This window comes from Streptomyces cathayae, from assembly GCF_029760955.1.
Lineage (GTDB): Bacteria > Actinomycetota > Actinomycetes > Streptomycetales > Streptomycetaceae > Streptomyces > Streptomyces cathayae.
Genome location: NZ_CP121682.1, coordinates 80,476 through 99,043, shown reverse-complemented (window position 1 = coordinate 99,043; position 18,568 = coordinate 80,476). Strand labels below are relative to the sequence as shown.

The window sequence follows — 18,568 nt, the reverse complement described above, 5'->3', positions numbered from 1 at the left end:
CCCGTCCACGCACCGCCCGGGACCGCGCTGGTCTCCAGCTCCCTGCCGGGCACGGACGAGCCCGGCACGAGCGACGCCGTGCTGCGACGCCTGGCCGATCTGCACGGCACCGGAACGAGCGGCCGGCACCGGGTCACCGCGTACACCGTCGTGGGGGCGCTGCCCGCGATGCCGCCGCCCCGGTTGCTCAGTCGCACGACCCGCTTCGGACCGGGGAGACACGTGTGCGGCGACCACCGTGCGACCGGCTCGGTCCAGGGAGCCCCGGCCTCGGGTACACGCGCCGCCCAAGAGGCACTGACCGGCCCGGCGCCCGGGGCCACCGGTGTTCCCGGTGGTGCGATCGCCGAACGGCGGGCCCGGTGAGCCGGCCCCCCGCACTTCCCGCCGGCCCGTCCGATGTGCTCATCGTCGGCGGCGGCGCGGCCGGCCTCAGTCTCGCGTACCGGCTGACGACGACCGGCACCACCACCGTGACCGTCGTCGAACCGCCGGACGGACCGACACGTCCGCCCGAACGGACCTGGTGCTACTGGGACCAGGGCCCCGGCGACTTCGACGAGGTGGTCACCGCCTCCTGGTCCCGGCTGCGCGTCCGCGGCGCCGACGGCAGCGAGGTCACCGTCGACCCGGCCCCCCTGCGCTATCGCATGCTGCGGTCCGCACCGTTCGAGCGTTGGGTGCACGCCCGACTCGCCCGCTCTCCCGGTGCGCACCTGCTGCGTGCGACGGCGGACACGATCCGCGACGTGCCCGACGGCGCGGAAGTCCGGTGCACGGCACCCGACGGACGGACACTGACGCTGCGCGCCCGCCACGTGTTCGACTCCCGCCCGTTGCACGCTCTGCCACCGGCCCGGACGCACCTGCTGCAGCACTTCCGCGGTTGGTTCGTGCGCACCGACGACAACCGGTTCGATCCCGAGGTCGCCGACCTGATGGACTTCCGGGTGCCGCAACCGCGCCACGGCCTCGCCTTCGGCTACGTCCTCCCGCTGGCACCGGACCGGGCGCTCGTCGAGTACACCGAGTTCTCCCGGACCCCGCTGTCCACCGAGGAGTACGAGGCGGCGCTCGGCCACTACGGCCGCGAGATCCTGAAGCTCGGCGCGTTCACGGTGGACGCGGCGGAGCAGGGAGTGATCCCCATGACCGACGCGCGCTTCCCCCGGCGCGCCGGACCCGCCGTCTTCCGCATCGGGGCGGCGGGCGGCGCCACCCGCCCCGCCACGGGCTACACCTTCGCCGCGGTGCAGCGGCAGAGCAGGGGCATCGCCGCGGCCCTGCGCGACGGGCGCACGGCAGCAGTGCCCGCACCTCACGGACGCCGTGCGCTGGCCATGGACGCGGTCCTGCTGCGGGCCCTGGACACCGGACGGATCCACGGCCCCGACTTCTTCACCACCCTGTTCCGCCGTACGCCCCCGGAACGGCTGCTGCGCTTCCTCGACGGTGCCACCTCACCCCTGGAGGAGTGGGGCATCGGACTGCGGACCCCGGTCGGCCCGATGCTCCGAACCGCCCTCGAACTCCCCTTCCTGCCGCGCCGCGCCCGCCCCGCCCCACGATCCGAAGAGGGCCCCCGATGACACTGCTGCGCGACCACGATCTGGCACGCGCCTTCGACCACGCGTCGCCCACCTACGACCGCCTCACGGCTCTCCACCCCGGCTACCGCACCGACCTGCTCCGCTCGGCCCGGCGGCTCCGGCTGCCGGACGGCGGAGCGGGACTGCACGTCCTCGACCTCGGCTGCGGCACCGGCACCTCCACCCGGGCCCTGCTGCGGGCCGCGCCCCGGGCCCGGATCACGGCCGTCGACGCCTCTTCGGGCATGCTGCGGCGCGCACGGGCCAAACCCTGGCCCGATCGTGTGCGCTTCCTGCACCTGACCGCCGAGGAAATGGCGAAGGCCGGGGAAGGCCCGCTCGACGCGGTGTTCGCCGCCTACCTGTTCCGCAACGTCATCCACCCGAACCGGGTCCTCGCCGCGGTCCGAAGCCTGCTGCGGCCGGGTGGGCGCCTCGCCGTCCACGAGTACAGCCTCACCGGCTCACCGGCTCACCGCGCCCTGTGGACGGCCGTGTGCCGAGGCGTGATCGTCCCGACAGGCACGCTCACCGGCGACCGCGCCCTGTACCACCACCTGTGGCGCAGCGTCCTCGCCTTCGACACCGCGTCCGCCTTCGCCGACCGGCTGGCGCGGGCCGGCTTCACAGGTGTGCGCGCCGCGCCCGTCGCCGGCTGGCAGACCGGCATCGTGCACACGTTCCTCGCGCGCAACGGCTCCACCACGACAGGGGAGCGGACCCGGTGAGCCCCCGCTCGCACGGTGGCGCCCGGCGGGGCCGCGACCGCAAGGCCGAAGTGCTGATGCCCGCACCCGGCCGGAACCGGTTCGAGCGGGCGGACGCGCCGTCGGTCGCCGTGGTCGGGGGCGGAATCGCCGGTCTCGCCGCAGCTGTTCTGCTGGCCGAGCGCGGCGCCCGGGTCACGCTCTACGAACGGGAGGAAGCGCTCGGCGGCCGGCTCGCCGGACGCCGGACCCGTCTGGCCGACGGCTCCACGGCGACCATGAGCCGCGGCTTCCACGCCTTCTTCCGCCAGTACTACAACCTGCGCGGCCTGCTTCGGCGGACCGACCCCGATCTCGCGCGGCTCACCCCGCTGCCCGACTACCCCCTGCGGCACAGCGGCGGCCTGAGCGACAGTTTTGCCCGGGTCCCGAGAACCCCGCCGTTCAGCGCACTGGGATTCGTCGCCCTGAGCCCCGCCTTCGGCTGGCGGGACCTGGCCACCATGGACGCGCGGGCGGCGCTGCCCCTCCTCGACGTCCGGGTGCCCGACGTCTACGAACGCTTCGACGGCGTCAGCGCGACGACGTTCCTGAAAAGCGTCCGCTTCCCCGAGGCCGCGCACCACCTCGCGTTCGAGGTGTTCTCGCGCAGCTTCTTCGCCGATCCGCGCGAACTGTCCGCCGCGGAACTGCTGCTGATGTTCCACATCTACTTCCTCGGCTCGGCGGAGGGACTGCTCTTCGACGTACCGGACGCCCCCTTCCCGCAGGCACTCTGGGAGCCGCTGGGCGACTACCTCCAGCGCCTCGGAGCCACCCTTCGCACCGGCACACCCGTGCACGGCGTCCGACCCCACGACGCCGGGGGAGTGACCGTGCGCACCGACACCGCCGCACACCCCCACGAGGCAGCGGTGCTCGCCCTCGACCCCGGCGCCCTGCGCCGGCTCGTCGCAGCCTCACCCGGCCTGGGCACCGCCCCCTGGCGCGACGACATCGCCGCCCTGCGTACGGCACCGCCGTTCCTCGTCTCCCGGCTCTGGCTCGACCGGCCGGTCCGCGCCGACCGCCCCGGCTTCCTCGGCACCAGCGGATACGGCGGCCTGGACAACATCAGCGTCCTGGAACGCTACGAGGACGAGGCGGCGCGCTGGGCCGCCCGGAACCGGGGCTCGGTGGTGGAACTGCACGCCTACGCCCTCGCTGCCGGCGCCGCACCGGAGAAAGTGCGGAGCACGCTCGTCCACCGCCTCCACGAGGTGTACCCGGAGACCCGGAAGGCACGCATCGTCGACGCCCGGCACGAGTGGCGCTCGGACTGCCCGCTCTTCCCCGTCGGCTCCCACCACCGGCGCCCCACCGTGCGGACCCCCCACCCACGGGTGACGCTGGCCGGCGACGCGATCCGCTGCGACCTCCCGGTCGCGCTCATGGAACGCGCCGCCACCACCGGCTTCCTGGCGGCAGGCGCGCTGCTCGACGGCTGGGGTGTCCGCGGTCAGGTGCTGTGGACGGTCCCGCGGGCGGGCCGTTCCCCCGCGCTGCGGGCCCTCGGCGCACTCGCGGGGCGTCGCACGCACCCGTGACCGACGAACTCACCCCGGGAACCGTCCGGTACTGCGCAGCGCCCAGCGACGCTCGGCGTACGCCATGTCATCGCGCCACAGGCGCCCGGCCGCACGCCGCATCAGCGGGCGCAGTACCGGGGCGGCCCCCCGGGCCAGTCCGAAGCCGCGCCGCCCGGAGGCGGCGACGACCGCCTCGACCACGGTGGTCCGCGGCTGCCGGCAGGCCTCGCCGGTGAGCGGCGTGGCATGGGTCTCCACCACGGACGTCGCCCCCTCGCCGTCGGTGATGCGCATGACGACCGTACGCGGACCGGGCGCGGTGAACTCGGCCCGCACGGGCACCACCAGGCGCCCCGCCACCCGGAAGGAGACGTCGACGACGAAGGCGTCGTCCTCGTCACCCTGCGGCTCCCGCACCACCGTCAGGTCGACGAACGAGTACGGATGGAACCACGAGCCGTGCCACGGGTCGAGCCGGTTGGCGACGACGTCCTGCGCCTCACACCGTCCGACCGCCGTGAAGACCGCGTCCACCGCGCTGTCCACGGCGGGACGCACCGGCACCGCGGGACGGTCCGAAGGCGCCTCACCGCCCACCGTGTCCAGACGTACCCAGACCAACACCCCGTCATCGTGCGCGGGGTAGGGACTCCAGCCGGCGAACGCACCACCGTCCAGGGCCAGTCCGTGCCAGTGGCACACCAGCGTGCCGCAGACCACCCGGCTGTCCCGCAGAGGCGCCCCGAGGTGCGGGCAGACGCCCGGACCCGCGTGCAGTGCCCCCGCCTCCGAGCGCCACAGCACGATCTCGACGCCCCCCACCGTCCGACCGCACGGGCGCCCGCCGACGCGCACGTCCCGTGAGGCGCCGACCACGAACCAGTTGCCGAAGGGCCGTGCGGACGCCCGCTCGAGCGCTTCGGCGATCACGGCCGGCCGCGCCTGCCGCCACGTCGGAGCCTGCGCCGCCCAGTCCGGGCCACGGTGCCGCCGCAACGGCGATGTCCAGCGCTCGCCCGATCGGTCACCCACTGCCCTGCCCCTTCCGCTCGTACGACGTGCCACCCGCCACCCGGGGCGGACACGGCGCGCGGCCGCGCCACCGGGCGCCGGCCACCCGGACGGCACCCGCTGCGGCGGTGGCCGCGCGCCGAGCCCGGGACACCGCCGCACGCTGGTGCAGCACGCTGTAATCGTGGTCCGCGATCGCGTCGAGAATGCCGCCGTACAACGTGAAGGCGGTGCGGATGCAGGGGCGCACCCGCGGGTCGAGCATGGCGATGCCCGGTTCCGCCGACCGGTACACGTCCCGGGTCATCGCCTCGGCGGCGACGAGCGCCGCCCGGATCCTCGGGTCGTGCCGCCCCGTGCGACGGCTCCACTCCAGCAGCGGCCTGTCCACACCGTGAGCGGCGAGCAGGTCCGCCGGCAGGTAGACGCGGCCCCGGTCCAGGTCCTCGCCCACGTCCCGCAGGAAGTTGGTGAGCTGGAACGCCACCCCGAGGTCCGCCGCGTGCGGCGCCGCCTCCTCGCGGGGTACGACCGTGCCCAGCACCGGGAGCATCTGCAGCCCGATCACCGCGGCCGAGCCGTGCATGTAGGCCCGCAGGTCGGCGTAGCTCGGATAGTCGGTGACGGTCAGGTCGGCACGCATCGAGGCCAGGAAGTCGGCGAACAGCACGGGCTCGATGCGGAACCGGCCGACGGTGTCGGCCAGGGCCCGCACCACGGGCTCGTCCCCGCCGCCGGTGCGCAGCCCGTGCGCGAGGTCGCTCTCCAGGCGCTTCAGCAACCGGTCGCGCTCGTCGGAGGTACGGCTCCGGTCCAGGTCGTCCACGATGTCGTCCGCCCAGCGGGCGAACCCGTACAGCGCGTGCACGGCCGAGCGGCGTTCCAGCGGCAACAGCCGAGTGGCCAGGAAGTAGGTTCTGCCGTGGCGCGCGTTGAGCCGTCGGCACCGGGCGTAGGCCGCGCGGAGCGTGGGATCGGTGATCCCGGCGGCGTCCAGTTCACGACGGGTCATCGGCGCCTTCCGCAGACGGCACGGACGGCACGGACGGGACAGCGGGCACCGCCGAAGCCGGCCGGTGCCGGGAGGCGCGGCGGCTGACGCCCGCGGCGCCACCGGTGACGCGAGCGGCGGCGAGCTTGCCGCTGAGGAGCACCGTCGGGACGCCGACGCCGGGGGTGGTCCCGCAACCGGCGAGCACGACGTTGTCCAGCCCTCGTACAAGGTTGCGCGGACGGAAGGGGCCGGTCTGGGCGAACGTGTGGGAGACCGAGAAAGGGCTGCCCGCCGCATGACCTCGTGCCGTCCAGTCCAGAGGGGTCACCAGCATCTCCTCCTCGACGCTGTCCGCGAAACCCTCCAGGCCCCGCCGCTCCAGCTCGGCGACCAGGCTGTCGCGGTAACGCGGGCCCAGGTCCCGCCAGGCGGCGGCCGAAGGTCCGACGGTGGTGTTCGGACAGGGGGCCAGGACGTAGTGGAGGTGCCGGCCCGGCGGCGCCAGGGTGGCATCGTGTGCGGTCGGACGGCTGATCAGCAGGGACGGATCGCTCATCGGCTTCCCCGCGCGGATGATTTCGTCGAACGTGCGCTCCCAGGCCGTGCCGAAGGAGAGCGTGTGATGGGCCAGACCGGGCCAGGTACGGTCGGTCCCGGCGTGCAGGACCACCGCGGACGGTGAGTGACGCAGCCGTACCGGGCGCCGGGGTGCGCGCCCCAGGAGCCGGTGAGCGGCGGACAGTTCGCAGCTCAGCACCACCGCGTCGCAGGCGATTCGCTCACCCGACGTCAGACGTACTGCCGTGACCCGGCCCGCCGACCGCTCCAGGGTGCTCACGTCGGCCGACCACCGGAGATCGGCACCGGCGTCGGCCGCCGCCTCGGCCATGGCGCGGGGCAGCGCGTACATGCCGCCCTTGGGGAACCAGACGCCGGCCACGGTGTCCATGTAGGCGATCACCGCGTAGGCCGCGAGGGCCCGGGCGGGGGCGACTCCGGCGTACAGGGCCTGGAAGGAGAAGACACGGCGCAGACGGGGATCGGAGAGGAAGCGGCCGACCCCGGCGTCCAGCCGCCCGAAGCCGCCGAGTGCCGCCAGACGGGCCAGGTCCGGATGCAGGAGCTGGAAGGGCGAGTCGAAGTTGGTGTCGATGAAGCGCCGCATCTGCGCCCGGTACAGCCGTTCCAGCCAGGTCCGCAGCCTGCGGTAGCCCGCCGCCTCCGCCGGTCCGGCGAAGCGCCGCACCTCCGCCTCCATCGCCGCACCGTCGGTGTGCACGTCGAGGGAGGTCCCGTCCGCGAAGCACGCCCGGTAGGCGGGGTGCAGGGCCACCAGTTCGACGCGCTGGTGGAGACTGTCGCCGACGGCCGCGAAGGCTTCGTCGGCCAGTTGGGGCATGGTCAACACCGTGGGGCCGGTGTCCAGCCGGTATGCGCCGAGTCGCATCCGGCCGGCCCGGCCGCCGGGGACGGCGTCCCGTTCGACGACGGTGACCCGTCTGCCCGCGCCCAGCAGGTGGAGGGCGCAGGCGAGGCCGGAGAGGCCCGCGCCCACCACGACGACATGGTCGGTCCGTCCGGTCACCGTCCTCACGTGCTCTCCTTCCCGCGGCCCGGGACGACGCCCGACGCCCGTTCGACCAGCGAGGCGAACTCCTCCCGCACCGCGGGGCTCGCACCGGTCCTCGCGAAGTGCCGCAGGCCGGCGGCCGCCAGGTCCTCGATCTTCGACTCCACCAGGGCCCGGGCTCCGGTCCGCTCCAGTGCCCTGCGCATCCGCTCCACGGTGTCGTCGGACCGGGTCGCGGCGCCGGGGGCGAGCACGGCCGCGGCCTCCTCGTCCCCGGCGGCGTCGGCCAGCCTGAGGGCCACGGCGAGGAGATAGGTGAGCTTGCGCGAACGCAGATCGTCACCGGTCGGTTTGCCGGTCAGCTCGGGGTCGCCGAAGGCCCCGAGGAGGTCGTCCCGCAGCTGGAAGGCCAGCCCCGCGCATCGGCCGGCGGAGCGCAGCGATGCGACGGTCCACTCGTCGGCGGCGGCCAGCGAAGCACCCAGCGCCAGGGGCCGCTCGACCGTGTACAGAGCGCTCTTGAGCGTGGCGATGGTCAACGCGTCGTCCACGCCGGACGCGCCGGTCGCCTGGGCGTGGATGTCGCGGTACTGACCGGCGACCATCTCACTGCGCATCGCCTGCCACTCGCGGTACAGCCGCGGTCCGTGCGGCGAGCCGAGTGCCGCCTCCGTCAGCAGATCGTCGGCCCACGCCAGCGCCAGATCACCGGCGAGCACCGCGGCGGACGTCGCGAAGGACTCCGGCGAGCCGGTCATCCGCGCCGTGCGGTGCATGCGGACCAGGCCCACGTGCATCGCCGGCCCGCCCCGGCGCAGCGGCGACCCGTCCATCACATCGTCGTGAATGAGAGCGCACGCCTGCAACAGTTCGAGCGCGGCCCCCGTCCGCAGGAGCGCCGTGGCGTCGCCCGCACCGCCCGCGGCCCGCCAGCCGCACCACGCGAACGCAGTGCGCAGCCGCTTCCCGCCACGGCGGACGAACGCGGTGACAGGACCGGCCAGGTCACGGGCGAACACCGCGTCCACGTCACCGGCCCGGCGCAGTCGCGCGTCGAGGACAGCTCCGAGCACCGTCTCGACGGCCCTGGTGGCATCCGCGGCGGTGAGCGGGCCGTCGGCGCGCCCCGCCGGTTCGGCCACCGTCGGTCCTGGTCCAGGCATGCTCCGCCCCTTTCTCGCTCTCGGTCACCGGCACACCAGTGTGTGCCGGGCGCCCGGTGTGGATGCGTGTGATCCATGCCCGGCGCGGCACCCGTCCGTGGAACCGCTCACTCCACCGGCCCATCGACGTAGGTCTCATGGCCGTGTGCCCCGCGTGCCCGTCCCCGGCCACTTTGGACAGGCGTGAGAAGCCACAGCGGCGGCAAGCAGCGCACCCGGGGAAGGTGACGCAGATGCCCGGACCGGGCAGGTGCCGAGCCGTCAGGAGACGGCCAGGCGCTCAGATCCGCCCCTCGTGCCGGGGGGTGAGTCGGGTTTCGAGACGGTAGGCGACAGTGACGTTGTCGTACCGTCGGCCGGGGACAACTCCGTCGGGGAGGTTGACCCGGTCGCTGTGGGATGTCGACTCACGTTCGCCGGTGCCGGGGAAACGGACGGCTGTCCGTGGTGCTTCCGTGAAGCAGAGGTGCTCGGACCGGACCGTCGCCTGGAACGAGATGTCTGGTTCAGGGTCCTGGCCTCCGACGGTGGCGGGCCGGCCGGCGTCCTGCGGCCCGGGGGTGTCAGCCGTTCAGGGCGGCTCGTCCCGCTTCCGGGCGGTGCGGCGGGTGGGCCGAGGTGCCTCCTTCCCGTCCTCGTCGCGGGCCCGGCGCGGGCGGGTGCCGCTCTCGCTCCGGGCGGTCCGGTCCCGATCCCCGGCGGCGGGCCCGCGTGACGCGCTTGATCCGGTCGGCCCCGTCCGGCCTGCGGTGTCGCCTGCCGCCCCGGTGACGTCCTCGGCGGCCTTCTGCGCGGTGCCGCCCGCGGCCTCGGCCACCTCCCCGGCATGCTCACCGACATCACCGACGGCCTGGCCCGCCCCGGCGCCGACGCCCTCCATCGCCCTCCCGGCGCCACCGCCGACGTCCTGCACGGCCCTCCCGGCGCCGCGTCCCACGTCGTCGACCGCACCACCGGCGCCGTGTCCCACGTCCTGTACGGCGGACCCGGCGCCCCGGCCGACGTCCTCGACGGCCCGTCCCGCGCCCGTGCCCAGCTCACCCACGGCTCGGCGGGCGCCACCGCCGACGTCCTGGACGGCGGAACCGACCCCGCGTGCCAACTCCTGGACGATCTCCGGGTTGCGATCGAGTGTGGTCAGCACCCGGTTGACAATCGTCACGACGTTGTCGAGACGCACCTTGAGCTGGGCTTGCGCCTCCACACCCGAGATACCCAGGTGCACCCGGCCGAGCGTGACGGCGGCGCCCACGTTCAACTTCAACAGGTCCAGCACCTCGGCCTGCAGCGAGACATGCGCCCGTAGGTCCTCCACGTCCAAGTCGATCTCGTCGACCTTCAGCACCGGAACGTCGAGGAAGACGTCAGGAGACGCGCCGGCCGCCGCGCGCCTGCCGGCCGGCTCATCACCGAGAACGTCGGTGTCTTCGTGGGCCGTGGCCACCTCGTCCTCGGCGCTGGGTTCGCCGTCGTCCAGGTCGTGCTCCTCGACGGGGTCCTCGTCGTGCTCGGCGTTGTCCTGCATGGGTCCGCCTCCATGAACTCGCCGGACGTTTCGCGCCTTTTGGGACAGTATGGCGCACAGGTGTACGGCGTGGTGTCGCCGGCGGCGGTGGAGCCGGAGGCCGGCCGGGGAGCGCACGGACGGTCCCGGGACGGCACCCGCGCGCGGACGGGACCGAACGGGTGACAGCCGTCGCGGCCGGTTCCCGCTGTCGCTCCGGGAAGTCGAGGAGCAGATGTCCGAGCGCGATGTGACCGTCTCGTAGGAGACGGTCCGCGTCGGTGTGCGAGGATCAGTCGGATCCGCGCGAACGAGCCGCGCCGCCGCCAGACGCAGAACCTGGCAGATGCTGCCGTGCCCCGGCTAGCGATCGATGGATCGCATCCCTGCCTCGTCGTACCGTTCACCCGCCGCTTCGGGCAGTTCCGCGTCGATGCGGGCCAGATCGTCCTCGGTCAGCGCGATGCCGACCGCGGCGGCGTTCTGCTCCAGGTAGGTGCGGCGCTTGGTGCCCGGGATCGGCACCAGGCCCTCGCCCCGGGCCAGCACCCAGGCGATGGCCAGCTGGGCCGGGGTCACGTCCTTCTCGGCGGCGATCTCCTTCACCTTCGCCGCCAGCCGCAGGTTCGCCTCCAGGTTGGTGTCCTGGAAGCGCGGGTTCTCGCGGCGCCAGTCGTTCGCGTCCAGCTCGTCCGGCGAGGTGAACCGCCCGGCGAGGAAACCGCGGCCGAGCGGCGAATACGGCACGAAGCCGATGCCCAGCTCCCGGCAGGCGGGCAGCACCTCGGCCTCCACGTCCCGTGACCACAGCGAGTACTCGCTCTGCACCGCGGTGATCGGGTGCACGGCGTGGGCGCGCCGGATGGTCTCCCCGCTCGCCTCGCTCAGGCCGATGTACCGCACCTTGCCCTCGGCGACCAGCTCGCCCAGCGCGCCGGCCGTCTCCTCGATGGGCACGTTCGGGTCGACCCGGTGCTGGTAGTACAGGTCGATGTGGTCGGTTCCCAGCCGTTGCAGGGAGCCGTGGACCGAACTGCGGACGTGCTCGGCCGAACCGTCCTGGGGGCCGACCGTGTTGATGTCTCCGGGTACGGCGTTGTCCATCCGGTAGTTGAACTTCGTCGCGATCACGTACTCGTCGCGATGTCCCCGGATCGCCTCACCGACGAGTGACTCATTGGTGAGCGGCCCGTACATCTGCGCGGTGTCGAGAAAGTTCACGCCGAGGTCGAGGGCGCGCCGGATGGTCGAGATCGCCTCCTCCCGGTCGGTGGATCCGTAGAAGGCGGACATGCCCATACACCCCAAGCCGATGGCCGATACCCGAAGGTCCCGCAGACTGCGCTTCTGCATCCCGTGTCCCAGCCTTTCCCCGCACACTCGTTCATCGTCGGACGGCGCGAAGCCCTTCATCCATTGAGCGACGGATTCCACCGTCCGGCATCCCGTGAGAGATATTGGGCGACACGGGCACCACCGGCTCCGGACACGCCGCCGCCCTCCCGGAACCGAGGTTCCGGGAGGGCGGCGGCGCCGTCCCGCGACCACACGACGACCGCGCCCCTCCCCGGCCGGTACAACCCGTCACCCCACGCAGCCAGAGGCCGGGCAGTTCGGGCGGATGAGACGGATCGGCTCCGCCTCGGGTGGCGGGCCTGCGGGCCCCTCATGCGGTGAGGTCGTCTCAGTGCAGGGGCTGTTCCGGGGAGCCTGCCGGGGACGCCGGCTGCCCGGCCTGACGGCGGCGGTGGCGGAGCACTGCCCAGGCGATGCCGAGGATGACGAACCACACCGGGGTCACCAGCAGTGCCTGCAGGGTGTCCTCCTTCTGGGTCAGTGCCCAGACGAGGAACGCGAAGAAGGCGAGTACGACGTAGCACATGACGACGCCGCCGGGCATCTTGAACGTCGAGGCCTCGTGCAGGTGAGGACGGCGCCTGCGGTACACGAGGTAGCAGATCAGGATGATCGACCAGACGAACATGAACAGCAGGGCCGAGATGGTGGTCACCAGCGTGAAGGCCTCGATGATCGAGTCGCCCATGGTGACCATGACGACACCGGGGAGCAGGAAGAGACCGGACAGGAGCAGGGCGTTGACCGGCACCTTCCTGGGGGTGAGCCGGCCGAACCGGGCCGGCGCGTCGCCCTCCTGGGCCAGGCCGTAGACCATCCGTGAGGTGGAGTAGATGCCCGAGTTCGCGGACGAGGCGGCAGAGGTCAGCACCACGAAGTTGATCGCGGAGGCGGCGATGCCGAGGCCGGCCAGCGTGAACATCACGACGAAGGGGCTGCGGTCCGCGCTGATCTGACGCCAGGGCGTGACGGAGATGATCGCGATCAGGGCCACCACGTAGAACAGCATCACGCGGACCGGGATCGAGTTGATCGCCTTGGGCAGGTTCCGTTCCGGGTTCTTGGTCTCCGCCGCAGTGGTGCCGACCAGTTCGATGCCGACGAAGGCGAAGGTGGCGATCTGGAATCCCGCGACGAACCCCATGGGGCCGGTGGGGAAGAAGCCGCCGTCGTTCCAGAGGTTGGAGAAGCTCGCGGTGGTGCCCCCGGGTGCCTGGAAGCCGCCCAGTACCATGCCGAATCCGACGACGATCAGTGTCACGATGGCGATGATCTTGATCAGTGCGAACCAGAACTCGGTCTCACCGAACGCCTTCACCGTGGGCAGGTTCAGGACGATCAGCAGGACGACCGCCGCGAGTGCCGGGATCCACAGCGCGAGCCCTCCCCACCAGTAGGACACGTACCCGGCGATCGCGATGACGTCGGCGACACCGGTGACGATCCAGCAGAACCAGTAGGTCCAGCCCGTGAAGAAGCCGGCCCACGGTCCGAGGAGGTCCGAGGCGAAGTCGGCGAAGGACTTGTAGCGCAGGTCGGAGAGCAGCAGCTCTCCCATCGCCCGCATCACGAAGAACAGCATCGCGCCGATGATCATGTAAACGAAGATCACGGAGGGGCCGGCCAGTGAGATCGTCTTGCCTGAGCCCATGAACAGGCCGGTACCGATGGCGCCGCCGATCGCGATCAGCTGGATGTGCCGGTTGGACAACTGCCGGGAGAGGTGCTGATCGCCTGCGGGGGATAGGGGTTGTCCGGGCTCCGCCCCGGGCGCCGGGGCGGCGGTCGGGGCGGCTTTGCTGCTGTCGTGCATGTGCGAACCTCGTGGATCTTTGGTGCGTGCGGGCCGTGACAGGCGTGTCCTGGGAGGCGGCCGCACACGTATGGGGGGAGCGAGTGAGCACAAAGAACCGGCATGAGTGGCGGGGCGGCCGACGAGAATGCCGGGCACGCCGAACACGCCTTCAGGGGGTGTGGGCCCAGCAGGGCCGCGGTGGGAAAGCCGGAGTTCAGTCGGGATGCCGGCGGACGACGGGCGGCCGGCGGCGGGGTAACGAGAAAGCCATCAGAGGTCCTCAGGAGTCGGGCACGAGCAGAAGTCCGCGTTGCCGAGCGGAGCTTCCCCTCTGTCATGGGGTCTGAGAGCCTAGCCGCGGAAGTTCGCGGCTTGCACCATGGGCGAGGCGCAGGAGCACTTGTTTTTCAGAGGTGCCTGTCCGAGCGGTAGGGACGCCTGAGCGTTTCCGGGGAGGTGCTGCTCCTCCGGCGCCCGGGTCCGGCTGACCCGGTGCTCTCCCGCAGCGGGATGAGCGGCGATGTGAGGCCAGGCCCGCACCGGCAGCTGGTCAAGACCTGCGAGAACAATGATCGTCCACTACCGGGCAGGGCGGTGTCTCAGGGTCGTTTTCAGGGCCGTGTGCGCCTTCCCGAGAGTGCGGGCCGTCCCGGAAAGCGGATCGGCCTCGTACGTCGGTGACCGGGGCCGCCCCCGTCGACGGTCGCGGACGTGGATGAACCGTCTGCCGTCGTGGCTCTGTGCGGGGGCGTTGTCGCCCAGGGCGTTTGGCCTCCGGTCGCGAAGACCTCAGCCGTGCGCCCGCTGACCTCGTCGGGCGGTGAGCCCCAAGACGGCCGTCGCCTCGCTCCAGACCTCGCCCACGGACCGCCCGACCGAGACGGGGCACGGAACGGTGCGAGACCCGGGGCGGTTCGCCTGCAGCGCGGGCGCGGGCGAGGTGGCAGGTCCGCCGGTCAGCTCTGCGGTACGACCTGCACGTCGATGTCGACCCGGATGGTGGGGCCGACGGCGGCGATACCCCGCGCCAGCATCGTCTGCCAGCTCACCTGGAAGTCGTCGCGGTGCAGTGCGGCAGTGGCCCGGCAGACCGCCCGGGCCTCGCCCTGCATGCCGTCGCCGAGCCCGAGGTATTCCATGTCCAGCGTGACGGTACGCGCCACCCCGCGCAGCCACAGTTCACCGATGACGTCCCACCGGTTGCCGCCCCGGGGCACGAACCGGTCACTGTAGAACTCGATGGTCGGAAACTGCGCCACGTCCAGGAAGTCCGCCGACCGCAGATGGTCGTCGCGCATCCTCACGTTGGTGTCGATGGACCCCGCGTCGATCACCACGTGCATCGCCGTCTGCGCCGCGTCGTCGGTGATCCGCACCACCCCCGCGAAGGAGTTGAACCGGCCGTGTACCCGGGCCACCCCGATGTGCCGCGCGGTGCAGGAGATCGAGGAGTGCGCCAGATCGATCTCCCAGTCGCCCGGCGCCGGCAACTCCAGCGGCTGCGCCGCCTGCAGGGTCACATCGCCGAGCGAGGCGAGGGAATTCTCGGTGGCCGTGCACGGCACCCGGTACGGCAGGTATCCCTCGGCAGACACCGTGAGCCGGTACTCTCCCGCCGGAACCGTGGCCACGAACGATCCGAAGGGATCCGTCCCGCCCTCGACCAGGGTGCGTCCCGCGGTGTCGCTGACCGCGCATCGGGCGTTCGGCACCGGCTCACCGGCCGGGCTGAGGACCCGGCAGTTCAGCACCCCGGCATTCGAGGGAGTCCGCACAGCTGCCAGAGGGCCCGTCTGATGCGGTTTCGTTCGGCTTGCCAACCAGCGGCCCATCATGTGCGACACCCTCTGCGTAACGTCAAGAACACCGATCGCCGGACGCACATTCGATCACCCCCGAGGCTTTGGATGCAATAGGCAGCTACCCTGATCCTTTTCGACCTGTCTGCATGGATCCGTCAAGCGAGCGGCTCCGTTCCGTAGTCGATGGTGACGCCACGCCTCTGTCTGTGTCCATGAGGCATGGACAACGTCAACTTCCTTTTAGCCATGGTGTTTTCAGGCCTGCTGACGCTGGTCGTCGAGGAGGAGACGGATGGCGGTGAGGCAGTCCGAACCTGTGGCGACGGCTTTTCGAGTGGCGCACGCTTCACCAACTGCGGTCGAGCAGGCAGACGAACAACGCGTCCAGATCCTCGACCGCGCCCCGCGTGAGGGACACCCCGCGCAGACCGTGGCGCGCGGCGTCCAGATGCCGGCGCGCCTCCTCGCGGGCCGCGGCCCGCCCGCCCGCCTCCTCCACCAGCATGGCGGCATGCGCCGCAGCCGCGCCGTCCAGCAACCCGGGCGCCTCCAGCAGTACCGCCAGTTCCCGCGCGGCCGGTCCGTCCCCGGCCAGCGCCGCGAGTATCGGGTAGGTCTTCTTGCGCAGCCGCAGGTCGCCGTGGACGGGCTTGCCCGTCACCGCCGGCTCACCCCAGATGCCCAGCAGGTCGTCCACCGCCTGGAAGGCCACGCCCAGATGCCGCCCAGCCTGCTCCAGCACCGCCACGCTCCCGGCAGGCGCACCACCCAGCACCGCACCGAGCGCGATCGCACACCCCAGCAAGGCCCCGGTCTTGCCCTCCGCCATCGACCGGTACTGTCCAGGATCCACCGCACCGGTCCCGCTCCACGGACGCCGCTCGAATCGCAGGTCCTCCGCCTGCCCGTGCACGAGCGCGTTGAGCGTCTCCCCCAACCGCCGGACCGCTTCCCCCGTCCAGGGCCCTGGTGTCTCGGTCAGGTACTGCACGGCGAGAGCCAGTAGCGCGTCACCGGCCAGGACGGCCGGACCCGTCCCATATGCCTTCCACACCGCCGGGCGCTGCCGCCGCAGGTGGTCACCGTCCATGATGTCGTCGTGCAGCAGGGAGAACGTGTGCACCAGCTCCACAGCCACCGCTCCCGCGACAGCCGCGCCGCCGTCCGCTCCCACCGCCTCGGCCCCCAGCACGGCGAGCGCCTGCCGCACACCCTTGCCCTCGGAGCCGCCCGGATCCGGCGTCCCGACCGCATCGCTCCAGCCCAGCGCGTACGCCGCCATCTCACCGGTCCAGGGATGCAGCCGCCCCACCGCCTCCACCAGCGCCGGCCGCACCAGCTCACGACAACGCTTCAGGACACCGTCCGCCGCAGCGCCGTGACCGTGCGACACTCCCGGCGCGGCAGCGTCCACCGAGCCGGAGGGGGAGTACACCGACGACAAGGAGGAACTCATCGCAGCCCCTCCACGTCGGCCGCCTGCAACGCCTCCGCCCCGCCCGCCGGCAGCACCGGCCTCCGGCCTTCGTCCGGCAGCGGCCCCAGGCCCAGTTCAGCCGCCGCCTTCTCCACCATCTCCCGGGCGTGCCGCAGCCCGATGCGGTCGAGCACCGAGCGCAGCTCCGCCAGCTCGGCGGCACTGCGCGCAGTGTCCCGGCCCAGCCGGGCGCGTGCCTTGACCAGCCCCAGTCGCGACAGTGCCGTCCCCCGCGGCTCCTCGATCTCACGGAACTCCTCCAGCGCCCGCGCGTACAGCTCCCGGGCCTCGGCGTAACGACCAGCCCGGTACAGCACGTTGCCCCGCATCTTGTGGTTGTAGGCGAGGGCGCTCGACAACTGCATCTCCCGGCAGGCCTCCTCCGCCTGCGACAGCAGCGACAGGGCACGCTCCACTTCTCCGTCGCACACGGACACCACATCAGCGATGCCCCGCAGCGCCCATGCCCACCCGCGCCGGTCTTCCGCACGCAACGCCGTCTCGGCCGCCTCCTCGAACAGCGCCAGCGCCTTGTCATAGGAACCGGTGTTGCGATGCATCTGCGCGATGCCCTCCAGCGCCCACACCGTGTGCCGTGCCTCACCGCGACGGCGGGCCTCGGCCAGCAACTGCTCGTGCAGCCTCCCCACAGCCTCGTAGTCCCCCTGTATGCGCCCCGTTTCGGCGAGCCCCGCCAGCGAATAGCCCCGTACGACGACGTCACCGCCCCGCTTGCCCGTCTCGGCCGCCAGCCGCAGCAACCGGTACGCCAGAGCGAACGCCCCCCGCTGCCGGGCCAGCGTGCCCCCGCTCCACAGGGCCCACGCCATGGCGCCCTCGTGGCCGGCCGAACGCGCTGCCCGGTAGCTCGCCTTCCACGCCCGGTCGGCCTCCTCGATCCGCCCCAGTCTCCGGTACGCCTCCGCCACGGCCAGCCCGCAGCGGGCCATCTCCCGCCGGTCGCCGGCCTGCTCCGCCGCCCGCAGCTCCTCGACGCCCCGGGCGAGCACCTCGGGCAGGGAGGCGTTCACCGACAGCGACCCGAGCGCCCCTTGGTACTCCGGCGCGGAAGCCTTCACCTGCTGCGTCCCACTTACCTGACTGGCCATCAAAACTCTCCTCCGGTCGCCTTGGTGATCAAGACGGCGACGGCATGAGGAGGTTCCGCATGAGCCGCGAAATCAGTCTCCTTATGGGTGCCGGGTCATCCTCAAGTGCTACGAGCAACACGCGAGAGTCGTCGGTGAGGTGTACGGCGGCTCTGCGGCCGCCGGCGGCCGCAGAGCGGCGGCAGTTGCACGGCCCCAGTGACGAGTCGGCGCGCGACCCTACGCGCCCGCTGCTTGCCGGCCGGGCGGCCCGCGGTGGGGGTGGTGGCGCGCCGGGGTGTGGTGGGCTTGTGCTTCGGACCGGGGGCCAGGCCGTGGTGGACCGTCCGGCGATGCCGGTGACCTGATCTTGGACGGCGGAGCGGGTGGTGCATTTCGGTGCGGTGCTCGGGGGCTGGCCTCGGGTGGCGGCGTGGCCGGGTGGCTTCGTTCGTCTCCAGGCACAGCGATGGCCGGTAGGTTCCGGAGGCAGCCGGTGATCACTGGCCTCGTGAATCCCGACGAAAGGCGACCGTGCTTTGCAGGTGGTGTTCGTGGGCCTCGCGCAGCCGTACAGCCTGGTCGTCGTCGGCCGGGGTCGCATTCGCCGTGTCGGCCGGGCCACCTCGCCCAGGAGGCGAGGTCGATGACACCTGGCCTCCGGCCCGATGACCCAGGTTCCGGTCCGCCGGACGAGCCGCCCACATCACCATGAACAGAGCCCGCTACGGGCGGCGGACACGTCTCCAGGACGCTCGCACGGACCCGCCGGCCGGCCTCAGGTGCACAGTGATGCCCGCCTGAGGCCAACGTCAGGTCTTCGCCTTCATCGAGACGTTCTGCAGGAACGTCACCCTCCGGGCGGCAACACGTCACATCAAGGGTCCGCCCGCGTACTCGAGCGCCCCACCCGCCACCCAGCACAACGGGGGTGCCGGTTTGAC

13 protein-coding genes and 1 pseudogene are annotated in these 18,568 nt (G+C 72.3%); 4 read left to right on the top strand and 10 right to left on the bottom strand.

Annotated features, from left to right (window positions below; genetic code table 11):
• The 4 genes and pseudogenes from PYS65_RS00485 to PYS65_RS00470 form a co-directional block, all read left to right on the top strand.
• Positions 1–366: pseudogene (locus PYS65_RS00485) on the top strand (FAD-dependent oxidoreductase); the annotation flags it as partial.
• Entirely contained in the window at positions 363–1,589 is a 1,227-nt protein-coding gene (locus tag PYS65_RS00480) for a lycopene cyclase family protein (RefSeq protein ID WP_279331660.1), read from the top strand. The pseudogene PYS65_RS00485 and the gene PYS65_RS00480, both read left to right, overlap by 4 nt.
• On the top strand, positions 1,586–2,317 hold the full coding sequence (locus PYS65_RS00475; protein ID WP_279331659.1) for a methyltransferase domain-containing protein: 732 nt from the start codon (positions 1,586–1,588) through the stop codon (positions 2,315–2,317). Before PYS65_RS00480 ends, PYS65_RS00475 begins: the two co-directional genes overlap by 4 nt.
• Positions 2,318–2,373: 56 nt before the next feature.
• A complete protein-coding gene (locus tag PYS65_RS00470; protein ID WP_279337806.1) occupies positions 2,374–3,882 on the top strand; it encodes an FAD-dependent oxidoreductase in 1,509 nt (502 codons plus the stop codon).
• A gap of 9 nt (positions 3,883–3,891) precedes the next feature.
• On the opposite strand, the gene PYS65_RS00465 is transcribed toward PYS65_RS00470, so the two are convergent.
• The 10 genes from PYS65_RS00465 to PYS65_RS00420 form a co-directional block, all read right to left on the bottom strand.
• Positions 3,892–4,896 carry a DUF5914 domain-containing protein gene (locus tag PYS65_RS00465; protein ID WP_279331658.1) on the bottom strand — a complete coding sequence of 335 codons (1,005 nt, stop codon included), beginning with the start codon at positions 4,894–4,896 and terminating at the stop codon, positions 3,892–3,894.
• Positions 4,889–5,887 (bottom strand): phytoene/squalene synthase family protein, encoded by a 999-nt coding sequence (locus PYS65_RS00460; RefSeq protein ID WP_279331657.1) that lies wholly within the window; start codon positions 5,885–5,887, stop codon positions 4,889–4,891. Before PYS65_RS00460 ends, PYS65_RS00465 begins: the two co-directional genes overlap by 8 nt.
• Complete coding sequence (gene crtI / locus PYS65_RS00455) at positions 5,874–7,463, bottom strand: phytoene desaturase family protein (protein ID WP_279331656.1); 1,590 nt, start codon at positions 7,461–7,463, stop codon at positions 5,874–5,876. The genes PYS65_RS00460 and crtI overlap by 14 nt, the downstream gene beginning before the upstream one ends.
• Entirely contained in the window at positions 7,460–8,602 is a 1,143-nt protein-coding gene (locus PYS65_RS00450; protein WP_279331655.1) for a polyprenyl synthetase family protein, read from the bottom strand. The genes crtI and PYS65_RS00450 overlap by 4 nt, the downstream gene beginning before the upstream one ends.
• Positions 8,603–9,173: 571 nt before the next feature.
• Positions 9,174–10,127, bottom strand: coding sequence for a TrbL/VirB6 family protein (locus PYS65_RS00445; RefSeq protein ID WP_279331654.1), 954 nt, complete (start codon positions 10,125–10,127; stop codon positions 9,174–9,176).
• A gap of 342 nt (positions 10,128–10,469) precedes the next feature.
• Positions 10,470–11,459 (bottom strand): aldo/keto reductase, encoded by a 990-nt coding sequence (locus PYS65_RS00440; RefSeq protein ID WP_279331653.1) that lies wholly within the window; start codon positions 11,457–11,459, stop codon positions 10,470–10,472.
• A gap of 331 nt (positions 11,460–11,790) precedes the next feature.
• The gene (cycA, locus tag PYS65_RS00435; protein ID WP_279331652.1) at positions 11,791–13,275 is read right to left on the bottom strand and encodes a D-serine/D-alanine/glycine transporter; all 1,485 of its coding nucleotides are present in this window, start codon (positions 13,273–13,275) and stop codon (positions 11,791–11,793) included.
• 938 nt (positions 13,276–14,213) lie between these two features.
• Positions 14,214–15,092, bottom strand: a complete 879-nt coding sequence (locus tag PYS65_RS00430; protein WP_279331651.1) for a YceI family protein — start codon at positions 15,090–15,092, stop codon at positions 14,214–14,216.
• A 313-nt stretch (positions 15,093–15,405) separates the two neighbouring features.
• The gene (locus PYS65_RS00425; protein ID WP_279331650.1) at positions 15,406–16,515 is read right to left on the bottom strand and encodes a polyprenyl synthetase family protein; all 1,110 of its coding nucleotides are present in this window, start codon (positions 16,513–16,515) and stop codon (positions 15,406–15,408) included.
• Positions 16,512–17,645, bottom strand: coding sequence for a tetratricopeptide repeat protein (locus tag PYS65_RS00420; protein ID WP_279331649.1), 1,134 nt, complete (start codon positions 17,643–17,645; stop codon positions 16,512–16,514). Before PYS65_RS00420 ends, PYS65_RS00425 begins: the two co-directional genes overlap by 4 nt.
• Between the last annotated feature and the right edge of the window lie 923 nt (positions 17,646–18,568).